At 64.0% G+C, this 21,809-nt stretch carries 17 protein-coding genes; 9 read left to right on the top strand and 8 right to left on the bottom strand.

Annotated features, from left to right (window positions below; translation table 11 throughout):
• Positions 1 to 17: 17 nt before the first annotated feature.
• Positions 18 to 1,214 (bottom strand): ABC transporter substrate-binding protein, encoded by a 1,197-nt coding sequence (locus tag I6F35_RS32980; protein ID WP_225121816.1) that lies wholly within the window; start codon positions 1,212 to 1,214, stop codon positions 18 to 20.
• 294 nt (positions 1,215 to 1,508) lie between these two features.
• Between I6F35_RS32980 and I6F35_RS32975 the strand changes: the two genes are divergently transcribed.
• Positions 1,509 to 2,240, top strand: a complete 732-nt coding sequence (locus I6F35_RS32975) for a cytochrome c biogenesis CcdA family protein (RefSeq protein ID WP_225121815.1) — start codon at positions 1,509 to 1,511, stop codon at positions 2,238 to 2,240.
• A gap of 18 nt (positions 2,241 to 2,258) precedes the next feature.
• Here the strand turns inward: I6F35_RS32975 and I6F35_RS32970 are convergent, their stop codons facing one another.
• On the bottom strand, positions 2,259 to 3,677 hold the full coding sequence (locus I6F35_RS32970) for an FAD-linked oxidase C-terminal domain-containing protein (RefSeq protein WP_225121814.1): 1,419 nt from the start codon (positions 3,675 to 3,677) through the stop codon (positions 2,259 to 2,261).
• An 85-nt stretch (positions 3,678 to 3,762) separates the two neighbouring features.
• Here I6F35_RS32970 and I6F35_RS32965 point away from each other — a divergent pair, with 85 nt between their 5' ends.
• Positions 3,763 to 4,290, top strand: coding sequence for a thioesterase family protein (locus I6F35_RS32965; RefSeq protein ID WP_225121813.1), 528 nt, complete (start codon positions 3,763 to 3,765; stop codon positions 4,288 to 4,290).
• On the opposite strand, the gene I6F35_RS32960 is transcribed toward I6F35_RS32965, so the two are convergent.
• Positions 4,287 to 4,460 carry a DUF1328 domain-containing protein gene (locus I6F35_RS32960; RefSeq protein ID WP_225121812.1) on the bottom strand — a complete coding sequence of 58 codons (174 nt, stop codon included), beginning with the start codon at positions 4,458 to 4,460 and terminating at the stop codon, positions 4,287 to 4,289. The genes I6F35_RS32965 and I6F35_RS32960 overlap by 4 nt on opposite strands.
• A gap of 280 nt (positions 4,461 to 4,740) precedes the next feature.
• On the opposite strand from I6F35_RS32960, the gene I6F35_RS32955 reads away from it, so the two are divergent.
• The 3 genes from I6F35_RS32955 (at position 4,741) to I6F35_RS32945 (ending at position 9,077) form a co-directional block, all read left to right on the top strand.
• Entirely contained in the window at positions 4,741 to 7,293 is a 2,553-nt protein-coding gene (locus I6F35_RS32955) for a UvrD-helicase domain-containing protein (RefSeq protein WP_225121811.1), read from the top strand.
• Between the two features lie 102 nt (positions 7,294 to 7,395).
• A complete protein-coding gene (locus tag I6F35_RS32950; protein ID WP_225121810.1) occupies positions 7,396 to 8,319 on the top strand; it encodes an ABC transporter ATP-binding protein in 924 nt (307 codons plus the stop codon).
• Positions 8,316 to 9,077 carry an ABC transporter permease gene (locus I6F35_RS32945; RefSeq protein ID WP_225121809.1) on the top strand — a complete coding sequence of 254 codons (762 nt, stop codon included), beginning with the start codon at positions 8,316 to 8,318 and terminating at the stop codon, positions 9,075 to 9,077. Before I6F35_RS32950 ends, I6F35_RS32945 begins: the two co-directional genes overlap by 4 nt.
• A gap of 115 nt (positions 9,078 to 9,192) precedes the next feature.
• On the opposite strand, the gene I6F35_RS32940 is transcribed toward I6F35_RS32945, so the two are convergent.
• The gene (locus I6F35_RS32940) at positions 9,193 to 9,528 is read right to left on the bottom strand and encodes a hypothetical protein (protein WP_225121808.1); all 336 of its coding nucleotides are present in this window, start codon (positions 9,526 to 9,528) and stop codon (positions 9,193 to 9,195) included.
• Between the two features lie 288 nt (positions 9,529 to 9,816).
• On the opposite strand from I6F35_RS32940, the gene I6F35_RS32935 reads away from it, so the two are divergent.
• The 3 genes from I6F35_RS32935 (at position 9,817) to I6F35_RS32925 (ending at position 12,852) form a co-directional block, all read left to right on the top strand.
• Complete coding sequence (locus I6F35_RS32935) at positions 9,817 to 10,590, top strand: L,D-transpeptidase (protein ID WP_225121807.1); 774 nt, start codon at positions 9,817 to 9,819, stop codon at positions 10,588 to 10,590.
• Between the two features lie 254 nt (positions 10,591 to 10,844).
• Entirely contained in the window at positions 10,845 to 11,099 is a 255-nt protein-coding gene (locus I6F35_RS32930) for an acyl carrier protein (protein WP_225121806.1), read from the top strand.
• A 31-nt stretch (positions 11,100 to 11,130) separates the two neighbouring features.
• Positions 11,131 to 12,852, top strand: coding sequence for a fatty acyl-AMP ligase (locus tag I6F35_RS32925; protein ID WP_225121805.1), 1,722 nt, complete (start codon positions 11,131 to 11,133; stop codon positions 12,850 to 12,852).
• Between the two features lie 124 nt (positions 12,853 to 12,976).
• Here I6F35_RS32925 and I6F35_RS32920 read toward each other — a convergent pair whose 3' ends face one another.
• The 4 genes from I6F35_RS32920 to I6F35_RS32905 form a co-directional block, all read right to left on the bottom strand.
• On the bottom strand, positions 12,977 to 13,987 hold the full coding sequence (locus I6F35_RS32920) for a hypothetical protein (RefSeq protein ID WP_225121804.1): 1,011 nt from the start codon (positions 13,985 to 13,987) through the stop codon (positions 12,977 to 12,979).
• Positions 13,962 to 15,344: an MBOAT family O-acyltransferase gene (locus tag I6F35_RS32915; protein WP_225121803.1), complete on the bottom strand. Its 1,383-nt coding sequence runs from the start codon at positions 15,342 to 15,344 to the stop codon at positions 13,962 to 13,964. The genes I6F35_RS32920 and I6F35_RS32915 overlap by 26 nt, the downstream gene beginning before the upstream one ends.
• Positions 15,345 to 15,402: 58 nt before the next feature.
• Positions 15,403 to 16,353 (bottom strand): fatty acid desaturase, encoded by a 951-nt coding sequence (locus I6F35_RS32910; protein WP_225121802.1) that lies wholly within the window; start codon positions 16,351 to 16,353, stop codon positions 15,403 to 15,405.
• A gap of 128 nt (positions 16,354 to 16,481) precedes the next feature.
• Entirely contained in the window at positions 16,482 to 18,740 is a 2,259-nt protein-coding gene (locus tag I6F35_RS32905) for a fused MFS/spermidine synthase (protein ID WP_225121801.1), read from the bottom strand.
• Positions 18,741 to 20,032: 1,292 nt separating this feature from the next.
• Between I6F35_RS32905 and I6F35_RS32900 the strand changes: the two genes are divergently transcribed.
• Complete coding sequence (locus tag I6F35_RS32900) at positions 20,033 to 21,670, top strand: NAD(P)/FAD-dependent oxidoreductase (RefSeq protein WP_275945526.1); 1,638 nt, start codon at positions 20,033 to 20,035, stop codon at positions 21,668 to 21,670.
• Positions 21,671 to 21,809: the final 139 nt, after the last annotated feature.

Raw genomic sequence — 21,809 nt, 5'->3', positions numbered from 1 at the left:
CACCCTCTATCGCCGGCCTATGTATAGCCCGGCGCGAGCGCGAAGGTGCCGTTCTTGGCGGTAGAGGCCTCCGACATCACGATCTCTTCGGTCGGGTAGCCGTTATGCTGCGTCGGCGTGAAGGTGTAGGTGCCGAAATAGCCGGGATATTTCGACAGCGCGTTCCAGTATTTGACAATGCCCGCGCTGTCGGTCGATCCGCTCTCGGCAACCGCCTTGGCGATCAGCTCGATCGCATCGATGCCGCCCGCGACCCACCAGAGCAGCGTGTCGTTGAGCGCCACATTCGCCTTGGCCAGGCGCGCGACCAGCTCCTCGCTCTTCGGCGGCACCTTGCCCGATGCATCGTAGCTGCAGCTCTTGTAGCCGATCGCGTAGACCTTCTTCCAGTTCTCGGGCTTCTCGACGAGGCCCGCGAGTTCGCCCGAAGCGAGCGAGGGATGGCCGGCGAACGGCACGTCCCATCCCATCGCGGCGCGGGTGTTGAACATCCGCGCCTCCATGCCGGTCGTGACGCTCCACACCACGATGACCTCCGAGCCCGCGTTCCTGGCGCGCAACATGTCGGGCGTCATGTCCGGCTGGGTCGCGTCGATATTGGCCTGGTAGACGACGTCGGCGCCGTCCTTCTTGAACGCCGCAACCGACGCGCCGACCGCGGTCACCCCGTAGCCTGTGGTGTCGCCGATGACGGCGATCTTCTTCACCTTGAGCACGTTGAGGCAGTAATTGCGCACGGCATCGTCCCATTGGCTGTTCGACGGCGCCATGCGGAAAGCGTTGGGATATTTGGTGGTGTCGATCAGGCTTTCGACCACGCAAGGGTGAATGTCAGGGATCTTGGCGCGCGCCATGATCGGCGTGGTGGCGAGCGCTTCGCCCGAATTGACCGGGCCCCAGATGGCATGGACCTTGGCCTGGCTGATCAATTCCTGCGTCGCGTTCACCGCCTTGGTCGGATCGCCCTGGGTGTCGCGCATGACGAGCTCGATCTTGCGGCCCTTGACGCCGCCCGCCGCATTGATGCTGTCGACCGCAAAGTTGATGCCGCGGTTGAAACCGACTGTTGGCGCGGAACTCGGGCCGGTGATGGCCGCGAGGCATCCGATCTTGATCGGTTCGGACTGGCCGATGGCAGGCTTGGGGAAGGAAAATGATGCGGCGCCTAAGGCGCCGGCGCTTCCCAACAGCAGGTTGCGGCGTGAAACAGCCATGTGATGCTCCCGTTCGTTTCCTTTTTGCGGCGCCCGTCTTTAGATTGCAGGCGTCCGCATGATTTTATTTTCCCGGCCGGCGGCCGAGGCTTGTCGCGGGACTCAAGTTTGAGCCAGACCGGACCGGCTTGTCCAGCGTTTATCCCGTAGAATTGCGGAGCGGATTCGCGAGCGATGCCCGGACACGGGCCTGTGACCGATCTCTTGGGTTTTCAGCACCCGAAACCTCTGGAAACTTGTCGCCGTCCACGCCAATAGGTTGCTAGGCCAGATGCCGCTTTCGAAGGTCAGTTGATGCACGATGTTTCCATCCCGGCAGCCTTGATCGCCGGACTCGTCAGTTTCCTGTCGCCCTGCGTGCTGCCGCTGGTGCCGCCCTATCTGGTGTATCTGACCGGCGCGACCATCGAGCATGTCACCCATGACGAGAGCATGAAGGCGTCCAAGCGCGCGGTGATGGCGGCGGCCTTGATGTTCGTGCTCGGCTTCTCCACCGTGTTCGTGGCGCTCGGCGCCAGCGCGTCGCTGATCGGCGGATTGGTTCGCGCCTGGTCCGCGCAGCTCTCCATTATCGCCGGCCTCGTCATCATCGTGATGGGGCTGCACTTCCTCGGGCTGACGCGGATCGGGATATTGATGCGCGAAGGCCGGCTGAGCATGCCGAAACCGGTCGGGCTGTGGGGCGCCTATGTGATGGGGCTCGCCTTTGCCTTCGGCTGGACGCCCTGCATCGGCCCGATCCTCGCGGCAATCCTTTCGATCGCCGCAGCCGAGGCGACGGTGACCAAGGGCGCCGCGCTGCTTGCGATCTATTCTGCCGGGCTCGGCATCCCTTTCCTGCTCGCCGCCTTCGCGGTCAAGCAGTTCTCGGCAATGTTCCTGCGGATGAAACGGCACTTGCGCAATGTCGAGCGCGTGATGGGCGTGCTGATGATCATCACCGGCATCGGCTTCCTGACCGGCGCCGTCACCAATGTCAGCATCTGGCTGCTAGAGACGTTTCCGGCGCTGCAGAATTTCGGCTGAGCAAGATCGAAGACCGCGCTATGCGGCCGGAATGATCTTTCCGGGGTTAAAGATGTTCTGCGGATCGAACGCCTTCTTCAGCGCGCGCATGGCGTCGAGCGCCTCGGGCCCAAGCTCGGCTTCGAGATACTTCTGCTTGCCCTGCCCGATGCCGTGCTCGCCGGTGCAGGTGCCGCCCATCGCCTGCGCGCGTTCGACCAGGCGGTGCATGAAGTCCTCGCCGCGCGCCATCTCCTCGGCATCGTCGACGTCGCAGACCAGCGAGCAATGGAAATTGCCGTCGCCGACATGGCCGACGATCGGCGACAGCAGATTGAGCCGCTTCAGATCCTCTTCGGTTTCGGTGACGCAATCGGCCAATCGCGAGATCGGCACGCAGACGTCGGTCGCGACCACGCCGGAGCCGGGCCGCAGCGCCTTCACCGACCAATAAGCGTCATGCCGCGCCTGCCAGAGCTTGGTGCGGTCCTCGGGCCTGGTGGTCCAGGTGAAGCCGAGGCCACCGCATTCGGAGGCGATCTCCTTGAAGTTCTTCGATTGCTCGGCGACCTCGGCCTCGCTGCCGTGGAACTCGAGCAGCAGCAGCGGCGTCTCCGGCAAAGTCAGTTTCGAATAGGCGTTGCAGGCCTTCACCTGCGCGGCGTTCAGCAGTTCGATGCGGGCGACGGGAATGCCCGTCTGGATCGCCAGGATCGTGGCCTGGCAGGCGCCGCGCACGGTCTCGAAGGAACAGGCGGCGGCCGCGATCGTCTCGGGGATCCCGCGCAATTTGATCGTGAGCTCGGAGATGATCCCGAGCGTGCCTTCGGCGCCGACGAACAGATGCGTCAGGTCGTAGCCGGCGGAGGATTTCTTCGCCCGCGTGCCCGTGGTGATGATCTCGCCGTCGCCGCGCACGACCTTCAGCGCCAGCACATTCTCCCGCATGGTGCCGTAGCGCACCGCATTGGTGCCGGAGGCGCGCGTCGCGGTCATGCCGCCGAGCGAGGCATCGGCGCCGGGATCGATCGGGAAGAACAGGCCTTGGTCGCGCAGATGCTCGTTCAGCGCCTTCCGCGTGACGCCGGGCTCGATCACGCAATCGAGATCCTCGGCATGCACGGCGAGCACCCGATTCATGTCGCGCAGATCGATGCAGATGCCGCCGGCCGGCGCGTTCACCTGGCCTTCCAGCGAGGTGCCGGTGCCGAAGGCGATCACGGGAACGCGATGCTTGGCGCAGATCCGCACCACATCCTGGATGTCGGCGGTCTCCTGCGCCATCACCACGGCGTCCGGCGGCTGCGGCGGCAGCCAAGTGGTGGTGTGGGCATGCTGGTCGCGCACCGCCTGGGAGGTGATCAGGCGGTTGCCAAAGCGCGCCGCCAATGCGTCGAGCGCGCCCTTGAGGGCCTGCGGCTCCGGACGCGTCAAGTTGCTCGAAATCGTGGTCGCCACGTGAAATATCCTCCCGGCTTTAGCCGACCGTGGCAAACGTTATATAACGGGTCAAGAGAGCCGATCGAATAGCAGGGATGGAATGATGACGACCATTTGTACCGCCGGGGACATCGAGCTGCCCTCAGCCCCGTTCCTGTCCTCGGTGATGCAGATCGAGCCGCAATGGATCGACTATAACGGCCACCTCAACATGGCCTATTACAACGTAATGTTCGACCGCGCCATCGACGAGATCTGGCTGCAGCTCGGCATCGGCCCCTGCTACAAGAAGGAGCGCCACGGCTCGACCTTCACGGCCGAATGCCATGTGCGCTATCTGCGCGAGGTCCACCTCGGCGATCCCCTCCAGGTGACGGTCTATCTGCTCGGCGCCGACGACAAGCGGCTGCACACCTTCGAGGAGTTGCGCCACGCGACGGAGGGCTGGATTTCAGCCACCTCCGAGAACATGTCACTGCACATCGACATGAACTCGCGGAAGGTCGCCCCATTTCCATCCGATATCCGCGCCCGCATCAACGCGATCGCGGATATCCATGCTTCTCTCCCCCGGCCTGAGGGCATCGGCCGCAGCGTGGCAATGCCCTCACGTCAGGCCGGGGCCACCTAGACCCTTGAGCGGCCGCGCACCAATCCGACCACTGCCGAGATCAGGAACAGGATGATGGCGATGAAGAAGATCGCCTTGGCGATCTCGATGGAGACGCCGGCGATGCCGCCGAAGCCCAGAATGCCCGCGATCAACGCGATGACCAAGAACGTTACGACCCAGCCTAACATGGCCAAACCCTCTGCTTTCCGTTTCCACCGGCACGACCGAACATCGCGCCGGATTTGAGAAAACAATCCGCCCCGAAAACGAAGGTTCCGGGCGGGAAAACCGCGAAATTTGCCGTTTTCGAAGGAACAAATCCCGTGTTTGCCGTAGCTGGCAGCCCGGCGCGAGAGGCGGATAAAACCTGTCAAAATGGAGGAAGAGGCCCTATATGGCCTTTAATCCCTGCTAAGAAGGCTCCCCTTCACCGCACCACGGTGCCATGGTGGGGCCAAACGATTCGCGATGACAGAGCCGAGCAAGCTGTCCCACCAGGCCGTTCCCGAGCACCAGCCGCTGGCTGGCGGCATTGCTGCGCGCGCCCGCGCTGCCGCAGGCCCGCAATATCTCATGGGCCTCAATCCGGAGCAGCGCGAGGCGGTGGAGACGCTGGACGGTCCGGTGCTGGTTCTGGCCGGCGCCGGCACCGGCAAGACGCGGGTGCTCACCACCCGTATCGCCCATATCCTGAGCCAGGGCCGCGCCCGGCCGCACGAGATCCTTTCGGTGACCTTCACCAACAAGGCGGCGCGCGAGATGAAGCTGCGGCTCGGCCAGATGCTCGGCCAGGCCGTCGAGGGCATGCCGTGGCTCGGCACTTTCCACTCGATCGCCGGCCGCATCCTGCGCATCCATGCCGAGCTGGTGCAGCTCAAGTCCAACTTCACCGTGCTCGACGTCGACGACCAGGTGCGGCTGCTGAAGCAACTGCTGCAGGCGGAGAATATCGACGACAAGCGCTGGCCGGCGCGGATGCTGGCCGGGCTGATCGACGCCTGGAAGAACCGCGGCCTGACGCCGTCGCAGGTGCCGGCGGGCGAGGCGGCGAGCTTCGCCAACGGCAAGGGCGGCAAGCTCTATGCGAGCTATCAGGAGCGGCTGAAGATCCTCAACGCCGCCGATTTCGGCGATCTCCTGCTCGAGAACATCCGCCTGTTCCGCGAGAACCCGGACGTGCTCCGGCAATATCAGAACCGCTTCAAGTTCATCCTGGTCGACGAATATCAGGACACTAACGTCGCCCAGTATCTCTGGCTGCGGCTGCTGTCGCAGGCGCCATCGCCGTCCAAGCCGGCTCCTCTCTCTACCGTCATTCCGGGGCGCATCGAAGATGCGATCCCGGAATCTCGAGATTCCGGGTCTGCGCTTTCAGCGCATCCCGGAATGACAGAGGACACCTCTCCTACGCCGGTGCCTTCAGCCGCCCCCAAGAACATCTGCTGCGTCGGCGATGACGACCAGTCGATCTATGGCTGGCGCGGTGCCGAGGTCGACAACATCCTGCGTTTCGAGCACGATTTTCCCGGCGCGAAGGTCATTCGCCTCGAGCGCAACTATCGCTCGACCGGCCACATCCTCGCCGCCGCCTCGCATCTGATCGCGCACAATGAAGGCCGGCTCGGCAAGACCTTGCGCACCGAGGACGAGGACGGCGAGAAGGTCACCGTCACCGGCTCCTGGGATTCGGAAGAGGAAGCGCGCGGGATCGGCGAAGAGATCGAGGATCTGCAGCGCGCCGGCGAGAATTTGAACGAGATCGCAATCCTGGTGCGCGCCTCATTCCAGATGCGCGAGTTCGAAGACCGCTTCGTCACGCTCGGCCTGCCCTATCGCGTGATCGGCGGCCCGCGCTTCTATGAGCGCGCCGAAATCCGCGACGCGTTGGCCTATCTGCGCACGATCAATTCCCCCGCCGACGATCTCGCCTTCGAGCGCATCATCAATGTGCCGAAGCGAGGGCTGGGCGATGCCACCGTGCAGCTCTTGCACGATCACGCTCGCAAGCGCCGCATTCCGTTGTTCGAGGCGGCGCGTGCGGTGGCGGAAACCGACGAGTTGAAGCCGAAGGCGCGCGGGAGCCTGCGCGATGTCGTGCGGCAGTTCGACCGCTGGCGCGCGCAGAGCGAGGTCGCCGCGCACACCGAGCTGGCGCAGATCGTGCTCGACGAGAGCGGCTACACCGAGATGTGGCAGAAGGATCGCTCGGCCGACGCCGCCGGCAGGCTCGACAACCTCAAGGAGCTGGTACGCTCGATGGAGGAGTTCGAGAACCTGCAAGGCTTCCTCGAGCACATCTCGCTGGTGATGGATCGCGATGGCGAAGCCGGCGACGAAGCGGTGTCGCTGATGACGCTGCATTCCGCCAAGGGGCTGGAGTTCGACAATGTCTTCCTGCCCGGCTGGGAGGAAGGCCTGTTTCCGAGCCAGCGCACGCTCGACGAACAAGGCCGTGCCGGCCTCGAGGAAGAGCGCCGCCTCGCCCATGTCGGCCTGACGCGCGCCCGGCGCCGCGCCAAAATCTATTTCGCCACCAACCGCCGCATCCACGGCACCTGGTCGACCACGATCCCCTCGCGCTTCCTCGACGAATTGCCGGCGCATAATGTCGAGATCACGGAATCCAAGGGCGGCTCGGGGTGGGGCGGCACCGGCGGCTACGGTCCCTCGCGCTTCGACAATGTCGAAGCCTTCGGCTCGAGCTACACCACGCCGGGCTGGCAGCGTGCCCAGGCCAACCGCGCCCGCAACCAGAACCGCGGCGGCTCAGGCGGCGGATTCGAGGAGCAGCAATCGCCGTTCGGCGGCTTCGGACGCAACAAGCGCGGCCCGCTGGTGATCGAGGGCGAGCTGGTCGCAAAATCGACCGGGACGGTTTCGGAATTCTCGCTCGACGACCGCGTGTTCCACCAGAAATTCGGCTACGGCCACGTGGTGAAGATCGACGGCAACAAGCTCACCATTGCCTTCGAAAAGGCCGGCGAGAAAAAGGTGGTCGATAGTTTCGTGGAGCGGGCGTAGCCGATTGCGGAACGCGCCGGGGGTTCCTATGTACGCCCGGCCCTCCTCCCGCGCGACGCGACGTCGCGTTCCTTGCCACATTTCAGCCCGTCATCATCAGCCATGTCGCCGATCATTTCCGTTTCTCATCTTTCGAAGGTCTATGGCTCCGGCTTCAGGGCGCTGAACAATATCAATCTCGATATCCGGCGCGGCGAGATCTTTGCGCTGCTCGGGCCGAACGGCGCCGGCAAGACGACGCTGATCAGCATCATCTGCGGCATCGCCAATCCGAGTGAAGGCAGCGTCGCGATCGACGGCCACGACATCATCAAATCCTACCGCGCCGCGCGATCGCTGATCGGCCTGGTGCCGCAGGAACTGCACACCGATTCGTTTGAGACGGTCTGGGCGACCGTGAGCTTCAGCCGCGGCCTGTTCGGCAAGCCGAAAAACCCGGCTTACGTCGAGAAGGTGCTGAAGGACCTCTCGCTGTGGGAGAAGAAGGATTCCAAGATCATCACGCTGTCGGGCGGCATGAAGCGCCGCGTGATGATCGCCAAAGCGTTGTCGCACGAGCCGCAGATACTTTTCCTGGACGAGCCGACCGCCGGCGTCGACGTCGAGCTGCGCAAGGGCATGTGGGAGGTGGTGCGGACGCTGCGCGATGCCGGCGTCACCATCATCCTGACCACGCACTACATCGAGGAAGCCGAGGAGATGGCCGACCGCATTGGGGTCATCAACAGAGGCGAGATCATCCTGGTCGAGGACAAGGCCAAGCTGATGGACAAGCTCGGCAAGAAGCAGCTCAAGCTGCATCTGGCGCACAAGATCGACGCCGTTCCGCCGGCGCTTGCGCACTATCATCTGGTGCTGTCGGAAGGCGGCACCGAGCTGATCTATGATTACGACACTGCGGGCGAACGCACCGGCATCACCAGCCTGCTGGGCGATCTCCGCAATGCCGGGATTCGTTTCTCCGACCTCGAGACCAGCCAGTCTTCGCTGGAAGACATCTTCGTCAGCCTGGTGAGGGCGCCATGAATTATCGAGCGATCCGCGCAATCTATTTGTTCGAAATGGCGCGCACCTGGCGCACGCTGTTGCAGAGCATCGTCTCGCCTGTCGTCTCGACCTCGCTTTACTTCGTGGTGTTCGGCGCCGCGATCGGCTCGCGCATCACGGAAGTCGAGGGCGTCAGCTACGGCACCTTCATCGTGCCGGGACTCGTGATGCTGTCGGTGCTGACGCAGAGTATCGCCAATGCATCCTTCGGCATCTATTTCCCGAAGTTCGTCGGCACGATCTATGAGATCCTCTCGGCGCCGATCTCCTATGTCGAGATCATCGTCGGCTATGTCGGGGCGGCCGCGAGCAAATCGATCATCCTGGGGCTGATCATCCTGGCGACGGCCGCATTGTTCGTGCCGCTGCACATCAAGCACCCGATCTGGATGCTGACCTTCCTGGTGCTGACCGCCGTCACCTTCAGCCTGTTCGGCTTCATCATCGGCATCTGGGCTGATGGGTTCGAGAAGCTGCAGATGATCCCGATGCTGGTGGTGACGCCGCTGACGTTTCTGGGCGGCAGCTTCTACTCCGTCAACATGCTGCCCTCGGGCTGGCACACCATCGCCCTGCTCAATCCCGTGGTCTACCTGATCTCCGGCTTCCGCTGGAGTTTCTACGAGATCGCCGACGTCGGCGTTGGGCTCAGCCTGGGCATGACGCTGGGCTTCCTCGTCATCTGCATGGCGATCGTCTGGTGGATCTTCAGGACGGGCTACCGGCTCAAGCATTGATCACCCAGCCGTCATTCCGGGTCATGCGAAGCATGAACCGGAATCCAGAGATTGCGGCGCGAGATTCCGGGTTCGCGCTCACGCGCGCCCCGGAATGACGATGTCCCTCACGCGATCAGCGATAGCAGTGGAAATGGCCTGAGCGGGTGTAGTAGCCGCGGCAGCGGTGGCCGCGGTGCCAGCCACGATTGGGCAGGCCGAGCACGCCGTTGACTGCACCGACGGCACCGCCGACGCCAGCACCCACGGCACCACCAACCACGCCGCCGACCGGACCGGCGATCCGGTTGCCCTCGTAGGACCCCTGCTGCGCGCCGCGCACGATGCCCTGAGCATGTCCGAGGTGAGGCATCGCAAGCAATGCGAGGATGATGGCCGCGGCCGCAAGCACGAGCCGCGCCGCAGTGACGTGGGGTAGCGCCAGCGTCTTGACCCTGGTCTTCTTCTTCATCGCAATTTCCCAAAATGCACGGCAAATCGTACCGTCAGGCGGGAGTGTGAAACGCCCATGCGGCCAAATGGTTGCGCCTCTGTGACGAATTCGAGTCGTGCGCTCACAACTCGCGAAAAAGTCAGCAGGCCGGCGCGCGATTTCGCCGATCGCGCCTTGCTTGCGCCGCGCGTTATATTAACGATGCATAGGCGGGCTACTGGAACCCAAGCCGGATTCCGGGCATATTGGGTGCCGGGGACGGAGAGCCGCGGCGCTGCAATGGTAGGCCTGGAGGGCCAAAGTAAGATGCGTACGTTCCTCGTTGCTTTCACCGCCCTGACGCTGGCTCTTGCCGGCACCGCACAGGCCAAAGTCGCCATCACCGTCGACAAGGACAACCAGCAGATGACCGTCGCAGTCGACGGCGTCGAGCGGTATCACTGGCCGGTCTCGACTGGCATCCCGTCCTACGAGACGCCGAACGGCTCCTTCCGCGCCTTCCGCATGGAGGAAGACCACTACTCCAAGGAATTCGACGACGCGCCGATGCCGCATTCGATCTTCTTCACCAAGATCGGGCATGCGATCCACGGCACCGATTCCGTCAACCGCCTCGGCAGTCCCGCTTCCCATGGCTGCGTGCGATTGTCGCGCGAGCATGCGTCCACGCTCTACGCGCTTGTGCAGGAGCAAGGCGTGCTCAATACCACGGTGACGCTGACCGGCTCCTCGCAGGTTGCGCTCGCGCGCAATCCGAGGCGCGGCAACAATGCCGTCGCCCGCCGCGCGCCGCAGCAGTACGACCAGCAATATGACGCGGCCGCCGCCGGCGATCCTGTCGTGATCACGCCGCCGCCGCAGCAGCAGATGCCGCAGGTGCGCGCCGATGACGGCTACATCTACCCGGCCGACGGCAGCTCTACGGCGCAGATGTATCCGGCGCCGCGCAGCCGCCGCGTCTACGATACACAGACCTACTATCGGCAGCCGCAGCAATATTCCGACCGCTACGTGCCGGCGCCGCAGGGCTATTATTACCAGCAGCAGCGTCCGCGCGGCTTCTTTACCTATCAGGATTGACCAGCGCAGAGCTGGTCGACGTCTCGGAGCGGGATGGCATCGTCATCCCGTTCTTTTCTTTCTGTTTCTTCTGAGCCCGATCCTGGCTTGCGCCCGAACTCGGCGCAAACCCCGCGCATGCCTGAAAGCCCGTCGCGCCAATGGCGCCCCGTACGTCCGGATCGTGCACGATCGCCATCAACACGGCTGCGCGAGCCCAAATTGACAATGCCCGCTGTGTTCGTATTGTGTCTGATCGTTTCGCTGGATTTCTCATGACACAGGCAGAAATATCGGGTTTTTGCGTCGATTCGCTCGCGAAAGTGCTGCGGATCGCAAAGGACCGGGTCAAGACCGATACGAAGTTCAACCGGCTCGGGCTCGATTCGGCGATGGTCGTCTATGTCATGATGGAACTCGAGGAGAAGCTCGACCTCGAGCTTTCGACCGACGATTTCTACGACTATCCCACTGTCGACGCGCTGTCGCGTTATCTCGCTGAAAAGCTCGCGGCGCGCTCCGCTGCCTGATCCTTATCGTCGCCGGATATCATTGGCCAAGATGGAGACGTTTTCCTCGCTGGTGGCGCTGCTGGCAAAGCGGGCGGAAACGCAGCCCGACGCGCGCGCCTATATCTTCCTCTCCGACCGCGGCGCAGAGGAAGCGGTCCTCACCTTTCGCGAGTTGCATAATGCGGCCCGCGCGCTGGCGGTGCGGCTTGGCGAAGTCACCCGACCCGGCGATCGCGCGATGCTGGTGTTTCCGCCCGGGCTCGAATTCGTCGTCGCCTTCTTCGGCTGCCTGATCGCGCGCGTGATCGCGGTGCCGATGATGATGCCGCGGCGGCAGGGCGCACGCGACTCCAGCGCCGCGATCATGGCCAATTGCGAGCCTGCGATCGCGCTCACCAGCTCGGCCTTCGCCCTCCGCGGCGATCTGCAGGAGCGGTTCTCGCGCGAAGGCCTTCAGTGGCTGGCGGTCGATCTTGGTACGGCGCCGGCGCAAGCCGCAGCCGATCTGCCGCTTCCCACGCGAGACGATATCGCCTTCCTGCAATACACCTCGGGCTCGACGTCCGAGCCCAAGGGCGTCGCCGTGAGCCACGGCAACCTGCTCGCCAATCTCGAGATGATCCGCATCTCGCTCGGCAACACCGAGCGATCGACCTATGTCAACTGGGTGCCGCTCTACCACGACATGGGGCTGATCCTGAACACGCTGGAGGCGCTCTATGTTGGCGCGCTCTGCGTGCTGATGGCGCCGAATGCCTTCACCCAGCGCCCGCTCAACTGGCTGCGCGCGATCAGCGACTATCGCGCCGAGGTCGCATGCTGCCCGAATTTCGGCTACGATCTCTGCGTCAGCCGCTATCGCGCCGAGCAGATGGAGGGCGTCGATCTCTCGTCCTGGAAGATCGCGCTCAACGGCGCCGAGCCGGTGCATGCCGAAACGATCAGGCAATTCATCGAGACCTTTGCCGGTCATGGCTTCGATTCCCGCGCCACGTTTCCGGCCTATGGCATGGCGGAAGCGACGCTCTTGATCTCCGGCGGCAGCCGTGGCGCCGGCCATCTGACGCGCGATGTCAGCCGCGCGGCGCTGCAGGCGCATCGGGTCGAGGCGCCGGCTGATGCGACCGACAGCCAGACGCTGGTCGGCTGCGGTCGCGCGCTTGAAGGCGAGCGGATCGCGATCGTCGATCCCGACAGCTGTGCGCGGCTGCCCGTCGACCAGGTCGGCGAGGTCTGGGTCAACGGCGCCAATGTCGCGGGCACCTATTGGAACAATCCTGAGGCAACCAAGGCCGGCCTGCACGCGCGCATCGCGGGCGATGACGACGGCGCGAGCTGGCTGCGCACCGGCGACCTCGGCTTCCTCGATTCCACGGGCGAACTCTTCATCACCGGGCGGATCAAGGACCTCATCATCGTCAGGGGCATCAACCACTATCCGCAGGACATCGAGCGCACGGTGCAGGCGGCACATTCGGCGCTGCGCGCCAATTGCGGCGCGGCCTTCTCGGTGAACGACGAGCACGGTGATGAAACGCTTGTCGTCGTGCAGGAAGTCGAGCGCACCGAGCGCAACCGGATCGACGGCGCCGAGATGAAGGGCCTGATCCGCGAGCATGTCACCGGTCAGCACGAATTGTTCACCCGCCATATCGTGCTGATCCGGCCGGGAACGCTGCCGAAGACCACCAGCGGCAAGATCCAGCGCAGCCTCGCGCGCCGGCTGTGGTCCGAGGGACGGTTCGAGGATCTCGCCGCGGACGCGGATTGACTCGCTGCTGCGGTCATCGTCCGGCTTGACCGGACGATCCAGTATCCAGAGGCAGCAGTCCTTGAGCCGAGCGGCCGCGGGATACTGGATGCCCGCCTTCGCGGAGCATGAGAGAGAACGATCATCAAAAATCGATCTTCGCCGCCTCGCCGTCGCGGATGCTGGCGGCGATGCCTTCCATCATCTTGGTCGCGATGCTCGGGCGGTAGTGGATGAAATCGGCAAAGTTCGCGCGGTCGCGGGTCATCGCATTGTCGATGCGGTAGTTGATGAAATTGCTGCGCGGTCGGCCGGCCACGATCCGCTTCAGGGCCGCGTTGCAGGCCTCGCGGTCCGCGGCCGCCGGCGTGCCGGGCTGCGGCATCTTGCTTTGCAGGGTCGGCGGCACGACGATGACGACGCTGGTCTCCGTGGGAAGTTTCTTGACCAGCGCATCGAGCCGCGCGACGTCGGGAAGCGTCTCGCGTTCGGCGGCGGTGGCGGCCGGCGATGGATCGCGGGGCGGGCTGATTTCGCGGAAGGTGCCGGGCAGCCAGATGTCCTCGTAGCTGAAGAAGCCTGTCGGGTCTCGGCGCTGATGCCAGCCGAGCCCGATCGAGAAACGCTGGAACGTGTGTTCGATCGACGGCCACGACAGCAGGTGCGCGGCGTAGGTGATCCGGCTTTCGCTATAGAGCCAATCGGGGAAGGTGCCGGGCGGCGATTGCACGGGGACGTGATAGCACCACCAGGGATCGACGACGAACACCAGCGCGCCCACCCGCTTGTGATGGCGCAGGAAGAAATCGACCAGCATGAGCTGCTCATGCGGATTGCCCCCGGTCATGTAAAGCTGCACGAAATTCAGACCGGTCGCCTTCGACAGCTCCGTCGGTTGCAGCATCTGCGCGGTCGAATTGCCGATGATCGCGGAATCGAAACCGGGATCGCGCGCGCGGCTCGCCGCCGACGTGAGCGTGTTGCGATCGTTGACGCCATCGATGCCGAGCAGGCCGAACCTTCCGCTGTCATAGGGATCGACCAGAATCATCAGCGCATAGAGCAACACCAAGCCGCCAACGAGCGTGCCGACACAATTGGAAAGGCAGCGGTTCCATTCGACCGACGTGTCAGAACTGGTAGTAGGCGAAGCCACGAATGTTTCCTTCTCCGAGCACGATCAGGATGGCGAGCAGGCCAAGGCCGGCCACCACGCCAAGCCAGGGTCGCGGCCGCTGCATCACGCGTTCGACGATGTCCTGGGTTGCCGGCAGCAGGAAGGCCAGCAGCGGCACGACGACCAGCGGCCACAGATGCTTGCCCTCAGCCAGATTGGGCGGAACGGCGAGGCCGTGGAAGATATTCAACGCCGCATCCAGCGTGCCGGCGCGGAAGATCACGCCGGTCAGCAGCACGAAGGCCACCGTCAGCGCCCATCCGGCGAGCGCGGGCAGCCGCGGGCCGTAGCGGCGCCACAGCGAGCAGACGACCAGCGCCAGGCCGTGCAGCGTGCCCCACAGCACGAAGGTCCAGCTCGCGCCATGCCAGAGGCCGCACAGCGCCATGGTCAGGATCATCACGGCGAAATACTGGAGCTGGTAGAAGCGCCGCGGCACCATGCGCTTGTTGGCGAGCGGAAAGAACAGATATTCGCGCAGGAACGTCATCAACGTGATGTGCCAGCGCTGCCAGAAATCCTGGATGCTGGTGGAGCGGAACGGCGCATCGAAATTGTACGGCAGCTTGACGCCGAACAACAGGCCGAGCCCGACCGCGATGTCGGAATAGCCGGCGAAGTCGTAGAGGATCTGGATGGCGAAGCCGAGCGCCAGCCAGGCGTCGCCATTGCTCACCGGCCCTTCAAGCGCGCGCGCATAGATCGGATCGATCAGCCGCGCGATGCGGTCGCCGAGCAGGATCTTTTCGACCAGCCCGATCAGGATGAAGGCGATGCCGACGCAGAATTCGCGCTGCCAGCCCGGCGCATAGACCTTCCTGCCGAACTGCTCCATCACCTGCGACCAGCGCACCAGCGGCCCGGCCAGCGCCTGCGGGAAGAAGGAAATGTAGAGCGCGTAGCGCCCCAGCGCATAGGTCGGCGCCTTTCCCTTGCGCAGATCGACCAGGTACATGATGTGGTGGAAGGTGAAGAAGGAGATGCCGAGCGGCAGCACGATGTCGAGCACGGGCATCGGCCGTCCGAGCGCAAGGCCGATATTGTAGGCGAGGAAGTTGGCGTATTTGAACCAGGCGAGGACGCCGAGATTGGCTATGATCGCCGCGGTGATGATCCACGACATCTTGGTCCTGGCAAAGACCATCGCTGCAATCCAGTTGATCACGATCGACAGCATCAGGAGCAGGACGAAGGGCGGATTGCCGTAGGCGTAGAACACCAGCGACATTGCGACCAGCGTCCAGATCCGCCACTGCGGATGCGGATCGACCAATCGATAGATCAGGATCGCCGCCGGCAGGAAGCCCAGCAGGAAGGGGTAGTCGTTGAACAGCATCAGCCGGCGATCTCAGGCATGACCCGGGTTACTCACCTTATCCGCCGGAAACCGACGACTATCCGTGCTCGAGCTCGGCCACGTCGAGCGCCGGCTCTTCCTGCCGACGCAGCGCGATCTTTTCCGCGCTCGGCACCTTGATGTTCCAGGCCAGTCCCAGCGCGGCAAGCAATCGGATGAAGAAATAGCCCGGATCGAATTCGAACCATCGCAACCCGAACGCCGCCGAATAAGGGAAGGCATGGTGATTGTTGTGCCACCCCTCGCCCCACGCCAACCATGCCATTACGCCGAGATTGCGGCTGTTGTCACCCCGGGTGCGGTAGGGACGCGCGCCGAACGTATGCATGACCGAGTTGATCGCCGACATCGCCTGCTCGACCACGAACATGCGCACCACGCCGCCCCAGAGGAACCCGGCCACCGCGCCCCACAGGCTGCCGGCACCGAGCCCGCCAATAGCGGTCGGAATCAACAGCCCGAGCAGTACCCAAGCGTAGTAGTGGCTATTCACCCGGACCAGCGTCGGCTGCGCCATCAGGTCCGGCACATAGTGGGCAACGTTCGGATAATCATGCTCCATCATCCAGGTGAGGTGCGCATGCAGGAAACCGCGCAGCCGTCCCAGGGCGCTCTCGCCGTGCAGCTTGGGCGAATGCAGGTCGCCCTCGCGATCGCTGAGCTCGTGGTGACGACGGTGCATCGCGGCCCATGATACCATCGGGCCCCTTCCCGCCATGGAGCCCATGATGATCAGCATCACGCTCACCGCTGTGCCGGTTGCGAAGGCGCGGTGCGTGAACAGCCGGTGATAGCCGACCGTGAGGCCGAGGCCCGTGAGCAGCCACATCGCCAAGAACAGGCTGATCTCGAGCGCCCCGATCGGGCGGTAGAACAAGGCACCAAGCGCGATTGCCGTCCCGATGAATGGCAAGACATCAAACAGGATGAAATGCTGCCGCTGCAATCGATGGAAGTGCCGGCTCCGGATAATCCGATGGTCGCGCATGGCAAATGGAACAATTGGGAAACAAGTTCCATCAGTATAGAGTCCGCCGACGGCCGGCAACCGTTGCAACCGGTTGTGCGGCCAAATCGCGAACGCCGGCGGCGGGTGTTGCAAAAATATCAAATTCACTATTCGCCGTCGCGCAGCCGCCGATAAACCGCGCCCAGGATGTTGGAATAATCGTCGGTCCAGACCCGCTGCTTTTCATCAGCCTCGGTCTCGGCCCAGACATCGGACGAAGCGATCTTGCCGACATCGTCCTCCTCGCGTGCGGAGATCACCACCGAAGTCGAGAAAATGTACTCGCTGTCGCGGCCGGAATCCTCGCTGTAGACCCAGCTCTTGAGGTCGTTGGCCTCGGCGATCCCGACCACGACGCTGGAAAGCTCGAGGTGTCGGTTGGAGACATGCATCACGACCGCGCCCTGCGGCGCCAGCTTGGCCTTGTAGATCGCCATCGCCTCCTGCGTCGCCAGATGGATCGGAATCGCATCGGATGAATAGGCATCGACGATGATGAGGTCGTAAATGCCGTCAGGCTCGCGGGCGAAGGTGAGCCGGGCATCGCCGATCACCGGCTTCAGGTCGGGCGCGCAATTCTGGATGTAGGTGAAATATTTCGGGTCGCGCGCGGTATCGACCATGGTCTGGTCGATCTCGAAGAACTTCCATTGTTCGCCCGGCTGCGCAGCACAAGTGAGCGTGCCCGAGCCGAGCCCGATCACGGCAACCTTGAGCGGCGCGCCCTTGCGTTCACGCATCGCCGTAATCGCCTGCCCGATACCGCCGTCCTTGTGGTAGTAGGAAATGGGTTCGGGCCGGCCAGTTGCCGGCGTGCCGTCGTCATTCTTGAAGCGCTCGGCGCCGTGAATGGTGGTACCGTGCATCAGCACGTGATACTGGCCGTTCGGCGTCACCAAGATCTTGTGCACGCCGAAGAAGCTGCGCACGGTTTCGACCCGCCCTTCATCGGAGGGGTAAGCGCGCAACAGCAGCAGCGCGACCACGACGGTTGCGAAGATCTTCCAGCGGTTGGCGTTGAGCGCGAGCGCCAGCAGCGCCGAGAGCACGCCGACCGCGCCGATCACCCAGGCCCGCCGCTCGTCGAACCAGTTGAACAGCGTCCCGGTCGAGTAGGACGGTGCGATCAGCGCCACCGCGAGCACGGCAAGGAAGGGCCAGTACCAGGCGCTCCAGCGCGGCAGCCGCTCATCCCCGGACGGCCGGCACAGCGCGGCAAGCGCCAGCAGGATCGGATATTCTGCCACCCAGGAGAAGGTGAACGGCGCGATCAGCCCTGCAAACAGGCCGCCGACCATGCCGCCGAACGACAGCGCCACGTAGAAGCCGGTAAGGTATTTTGCCGCGGGCCGGGTCCGCGCCAATTCGCCATGGCAAGCCATCGCGATGATGAAAAAGGCGAGCTGGTGACCGCCAAGCGTCAGCAGCAGACTCTGTTCGCCGCCAACCGCAAGCAGGACGACGACGCATGCGATTGCGATCGGCTGCGCACGCAGCATGAATTCGTGCGAAAACAGCGGGCGCGACTGGAACACCAGCACCCAGGTCAAAAGGTAAAGCGACAGCGGCAGCACCCAGAGCAGCGGCGCTGCGGCAACATCGGTCGAAATATGCGCGGTCACCGCGATCAGAAGGCCCGAGGGCACCGCGGCGAGGAAGATCCAGCGCAAACGCAACAGCCAGGAGGGTGCCGGCGCATCGGGATCATCGGCCGGCAAATTCAGCGCCGCCGCGCTCACGGGCGAACGCAACAGCAACACGCCGCAGCCGGCAATCAGCAGAATCAACAGGCCATAGCCGCCGGTCCAGATCAGGTTCTGCGCGTGCAGCGTGAACATCGGCTCCAGCAGCACCGGATAGGACAACAGCGCGAGAAAGCTGCCGATGTTGGAGGACGCGTAGAGGAAGTACGGATCGGGACCGTTGGGATGGCCGGTGCGCACGAACCAGGCCTGCAGCAACGGGTTGTTGGCGGCAAGCGCGAAGAACGGCAGGCCGATCGAGACCGCAAACAGGCCGAGCATCCAGAACGCGTAACCGGAGGTCGGCGGATCGCCCCAGCCACTCCGGATCGCGAGCGGCAGCGTCAGCATGGCCGCGACCAACAGCACCAGATGCACCGCGACCGGAGCGGCGCGATTGTTCAGCTTCATCAGGTAATGCGCATAGGCGTAGCCTGCGAGCAGCAGCGACTGGAAGAACACCATCGCCACCGACCACACCGCCGGTGAGCCGCCGAGCCGCGGCAGCACCATCTTGGTGAACAACGGTTGTACCGAGAACAACAGAAGCGCGCTGACGAAGATGGCGGTGGTGTAGACAATCAATACCAGCCGGTTTCGCGCGGCGGACGGCTTAGAAGTCATGAAAGCTCCGGCTTGGGCCCGGCGGACGCCGACGACGAGATTTCCGGCGGATGCACGCCAGAGGTTTCGGTTGAGCATAGGGCAGCATGACAGCCAATGTAACCCGGTAACGTGGACTTGACGATGCGCCGTTGCGGAACAGCGGGCACGCCGACATGACGGTTGCATAACTGAGTGCCTCGCAAGATCACCGCTCTCTCCCCCGTCATTGCGAGCGCAGCGAAGCAATCCATAGCGCCGCAAGTGGAGACGTGGATTGCTTCGTCGCTTCGCTCCTCGCAATGACGGGCGATGAGTTCTGATTCAAATTTCAAACAGCTTCTCCGCTGTCATCGTCCGCGAAAGCGGGCGATCCAGTATTCCAGAGGCGGTGGTGCTTACGCTCGGACGTCGGTGGTTACTGGATGCCCGCCGGAGCCTGTCATCGGGCTCGCCGAAGGCGAGACCCGGTGGCGGGCATGACGGTGGAATTAGGGAGAGGATGTAAGTTCGCGTTCTCGCGGCGCATGGCGTCCGAGGTTTGCATCTCGTTTCACCCTCTCATTGAAGTGAGGGCGCAGGGAAAGCCGGGTGCCGGTTGCACCCGTGGGCCCCGTGCAGCAAAAAGCACGGGGGTAGGACCACAGGTCAACCGAAGCAGCTCCGGCTTCCCTGCGCGATGGTTTACGGCTTACTTCGTGCTCTCCCCGGTGACCGGGCTTTCTTGCCACCGTCGCCCGCAGATTATCTCCGCGAACTTAGCGCCAGCGTCGGGGCGCCAGAACCACACGACTTCGCCGTCCGCTGATAGCTGCGTTCGTCGTTCGCAGCACCCGCGTCCACCGCATCTCACCGCAACGTTCGTGACGATCGCGAGCCGCCCCTCTCTCGGGTGAGACGCGCGGAGTTAAATCACTGATTTGCCCGACGGCGGAAGCGGAATGTTTTTTGTGTGAGGGCTGGACGACGCAAATCACGTTGATAGGCTTAAGGAAAATCGCGCGAATGAAACGACGCCGTCATGCCCGGGCTCGTCCCGGGCATCCACGTTCTTCGCGCCCGAGACAACGTGGATGGCCGGGTCAAGCCCGGCCATGACGAAGGAGAGGATTGCGCAATGCGTCCCTCAGTCGTTCGGGGGCATCGCGAAGCGATGAGCCCGGAATCCATTTTTCAACCTGCACAAGCGGTCGAATGGATTCCGGGCTCGCGTTGCGCGCGCCCCGGAATGACGGAGCGGACGGAGAGGGCCCGGAATGACGACTGGGGGTGAGCGGCGAAATAACTCGTGGCTTGCGTGCAACTATGGGCTATTGGCGAACCGATGGGAAAATGAAGCGGATATGAACGAGACGGACGTCGTCATCATCGGCGCGGGGCATAACGGCCTCACCTGCGCGGCCTATCTCGCGATGGCCGGCCTGCGCGTGAAAGTGGTCGAGCGCCGCAAGGTCGTGGGCGGGGCGGCGGTGACGGAGGAATTCCATCCCGGGTTCCGCAACTCGGTCGCGGCCTATACGGTGAGCCTGCTCAACCCGAAGGTCATCGCCGACCTCAGGCTCGCCGAGCACGGCCTGCGGATCGTGGAGCGCCGTGCGCAAAATTTCCTGCCTTCCGCCGACGGAAGCTATCTCCTCACCGGCGAAGGCCGCACCAAGGACTCCGTGGCCAGGCTCAACGCGCATGATGCCGAAGAGATCGGCATCTTCTCGCGGCAGCTCGAGGCGATCGCCGACGTGCTGCGCCAGTTCGTGCTGCGCGCGCCGCCGAACATCGTCGAAGGATTCGGCGCGAACTCGCTGCGTGAGGCCATCAACGCGCTCGGCTTCGCCAACCTCTTGCGCAAGCTCTCGCTGGAGCAGCAGCGCGACCTGCTCGATCTCTTCACCCGATCGGCCGGCGACATGCTGGACGAGCGGTTCGAGAACGATCTGGTGAAAGCGCTGTTCGGCTTCGACGCCATCGTCGGCAACTATGCAAGCCCCTATGCCGCGGGCTCGGCCTACGTGATGCTGCACCACGCCTTCGGCGAGGTGAACGGCAAAAAGGGCGTGTGGGGCCACGCGGTCGGCGGCATGGGCGCGATCACGCAGGCGATGGCGGCCGCCGCAGGCGCGCATGGCGCCGAGATCGAGGTGGATACCGGCGTGCGCGAGGTGATGATCGAGAACGGACGCGCCGCCGGTGTCGTCCTCGACAACGGCACAACCATCCGCGCCAGATATGTCGCCGCGTCCGTCAATCCAAAACTGCTCTACACGCACCTGATGCCGGCGGGCGCGCTGGCGCCGGAATTCCTGCAGCGGATGTCGCGCTGGCGCAACGGCTCCGGCACCTTTCGCATGAATGTCGCGTTGAGCGGCCTGCCCTCCTTCACCGCACTGCCAGGACCGGGCGACCATCTCACCGCCGGCATCATCATCGCGCCGAGCCTTACCTATATGGACCGCGCCTGGCTCGATGCGCGCAGCACCGGCTGGAGCCGCGAGCCCGTAGTCGAAATCCTGATCCCCTCGACGCTTGATGACTCGCTGGCGCCGGCGGGACAGCATGTCGCGAGCCTGTTCTGCCAGCATGTCGCGCCGGAGCTGCCCGCCGGCAGATGCTGGGACGATCACCGCGACGAGGTCGCCGACCTCATGATCGCGACGGTCGACAGATACGCGCCCGGCTTCGCCTCAAGCGTGCTCGGCCGGCAGGTGCTTTCCCCGCTCGATCTGGAGCGGCAATTCGGCCTGCTCGGCGGCGATATCTTCCATGGCGCGCTGACGCTGAACCAGCTCTTCTCCGCCCGCCCGATGCTCGGCCATGCCGACTACCGCGGCCCGCTGAAGGGGCTCTATCACTGCGGCTCCGGCGCCCATCCCGGCGGCGGCGTCACCGGCGCGCCCGGCCATAACGCCGCGCAGGTGATCCTGGGCGATCACCGCGCCCTGTTCGCAAGACGTTGAAAAGCCTGTGGACAGCATGTGGATATCAGGTGGAAGCGAATGTGTATCGCGTCCCGATCAGGCCGCCGCTGGTCGGCCAGCCCATCACGGCTAAAATTTGAGTCGCATGGATGCGCTCGTTCCATCCGCGCGACAGCTC

This window comes from Bradyrhizobium sp. BRP22, assembly GCF_020194175.1.
In the GTDB taxonomy this organism is placed as follows: Bacteria; Pseudomonadota; Alphaproteobacteria; order Rhizobiales; family Xanthobacteraceae; genus Bradyrhizobium.
Note: the sequence above shows the minus strand (reverse complement) of the source record. Positions and strands in the feature narration are given on the sequence as shown.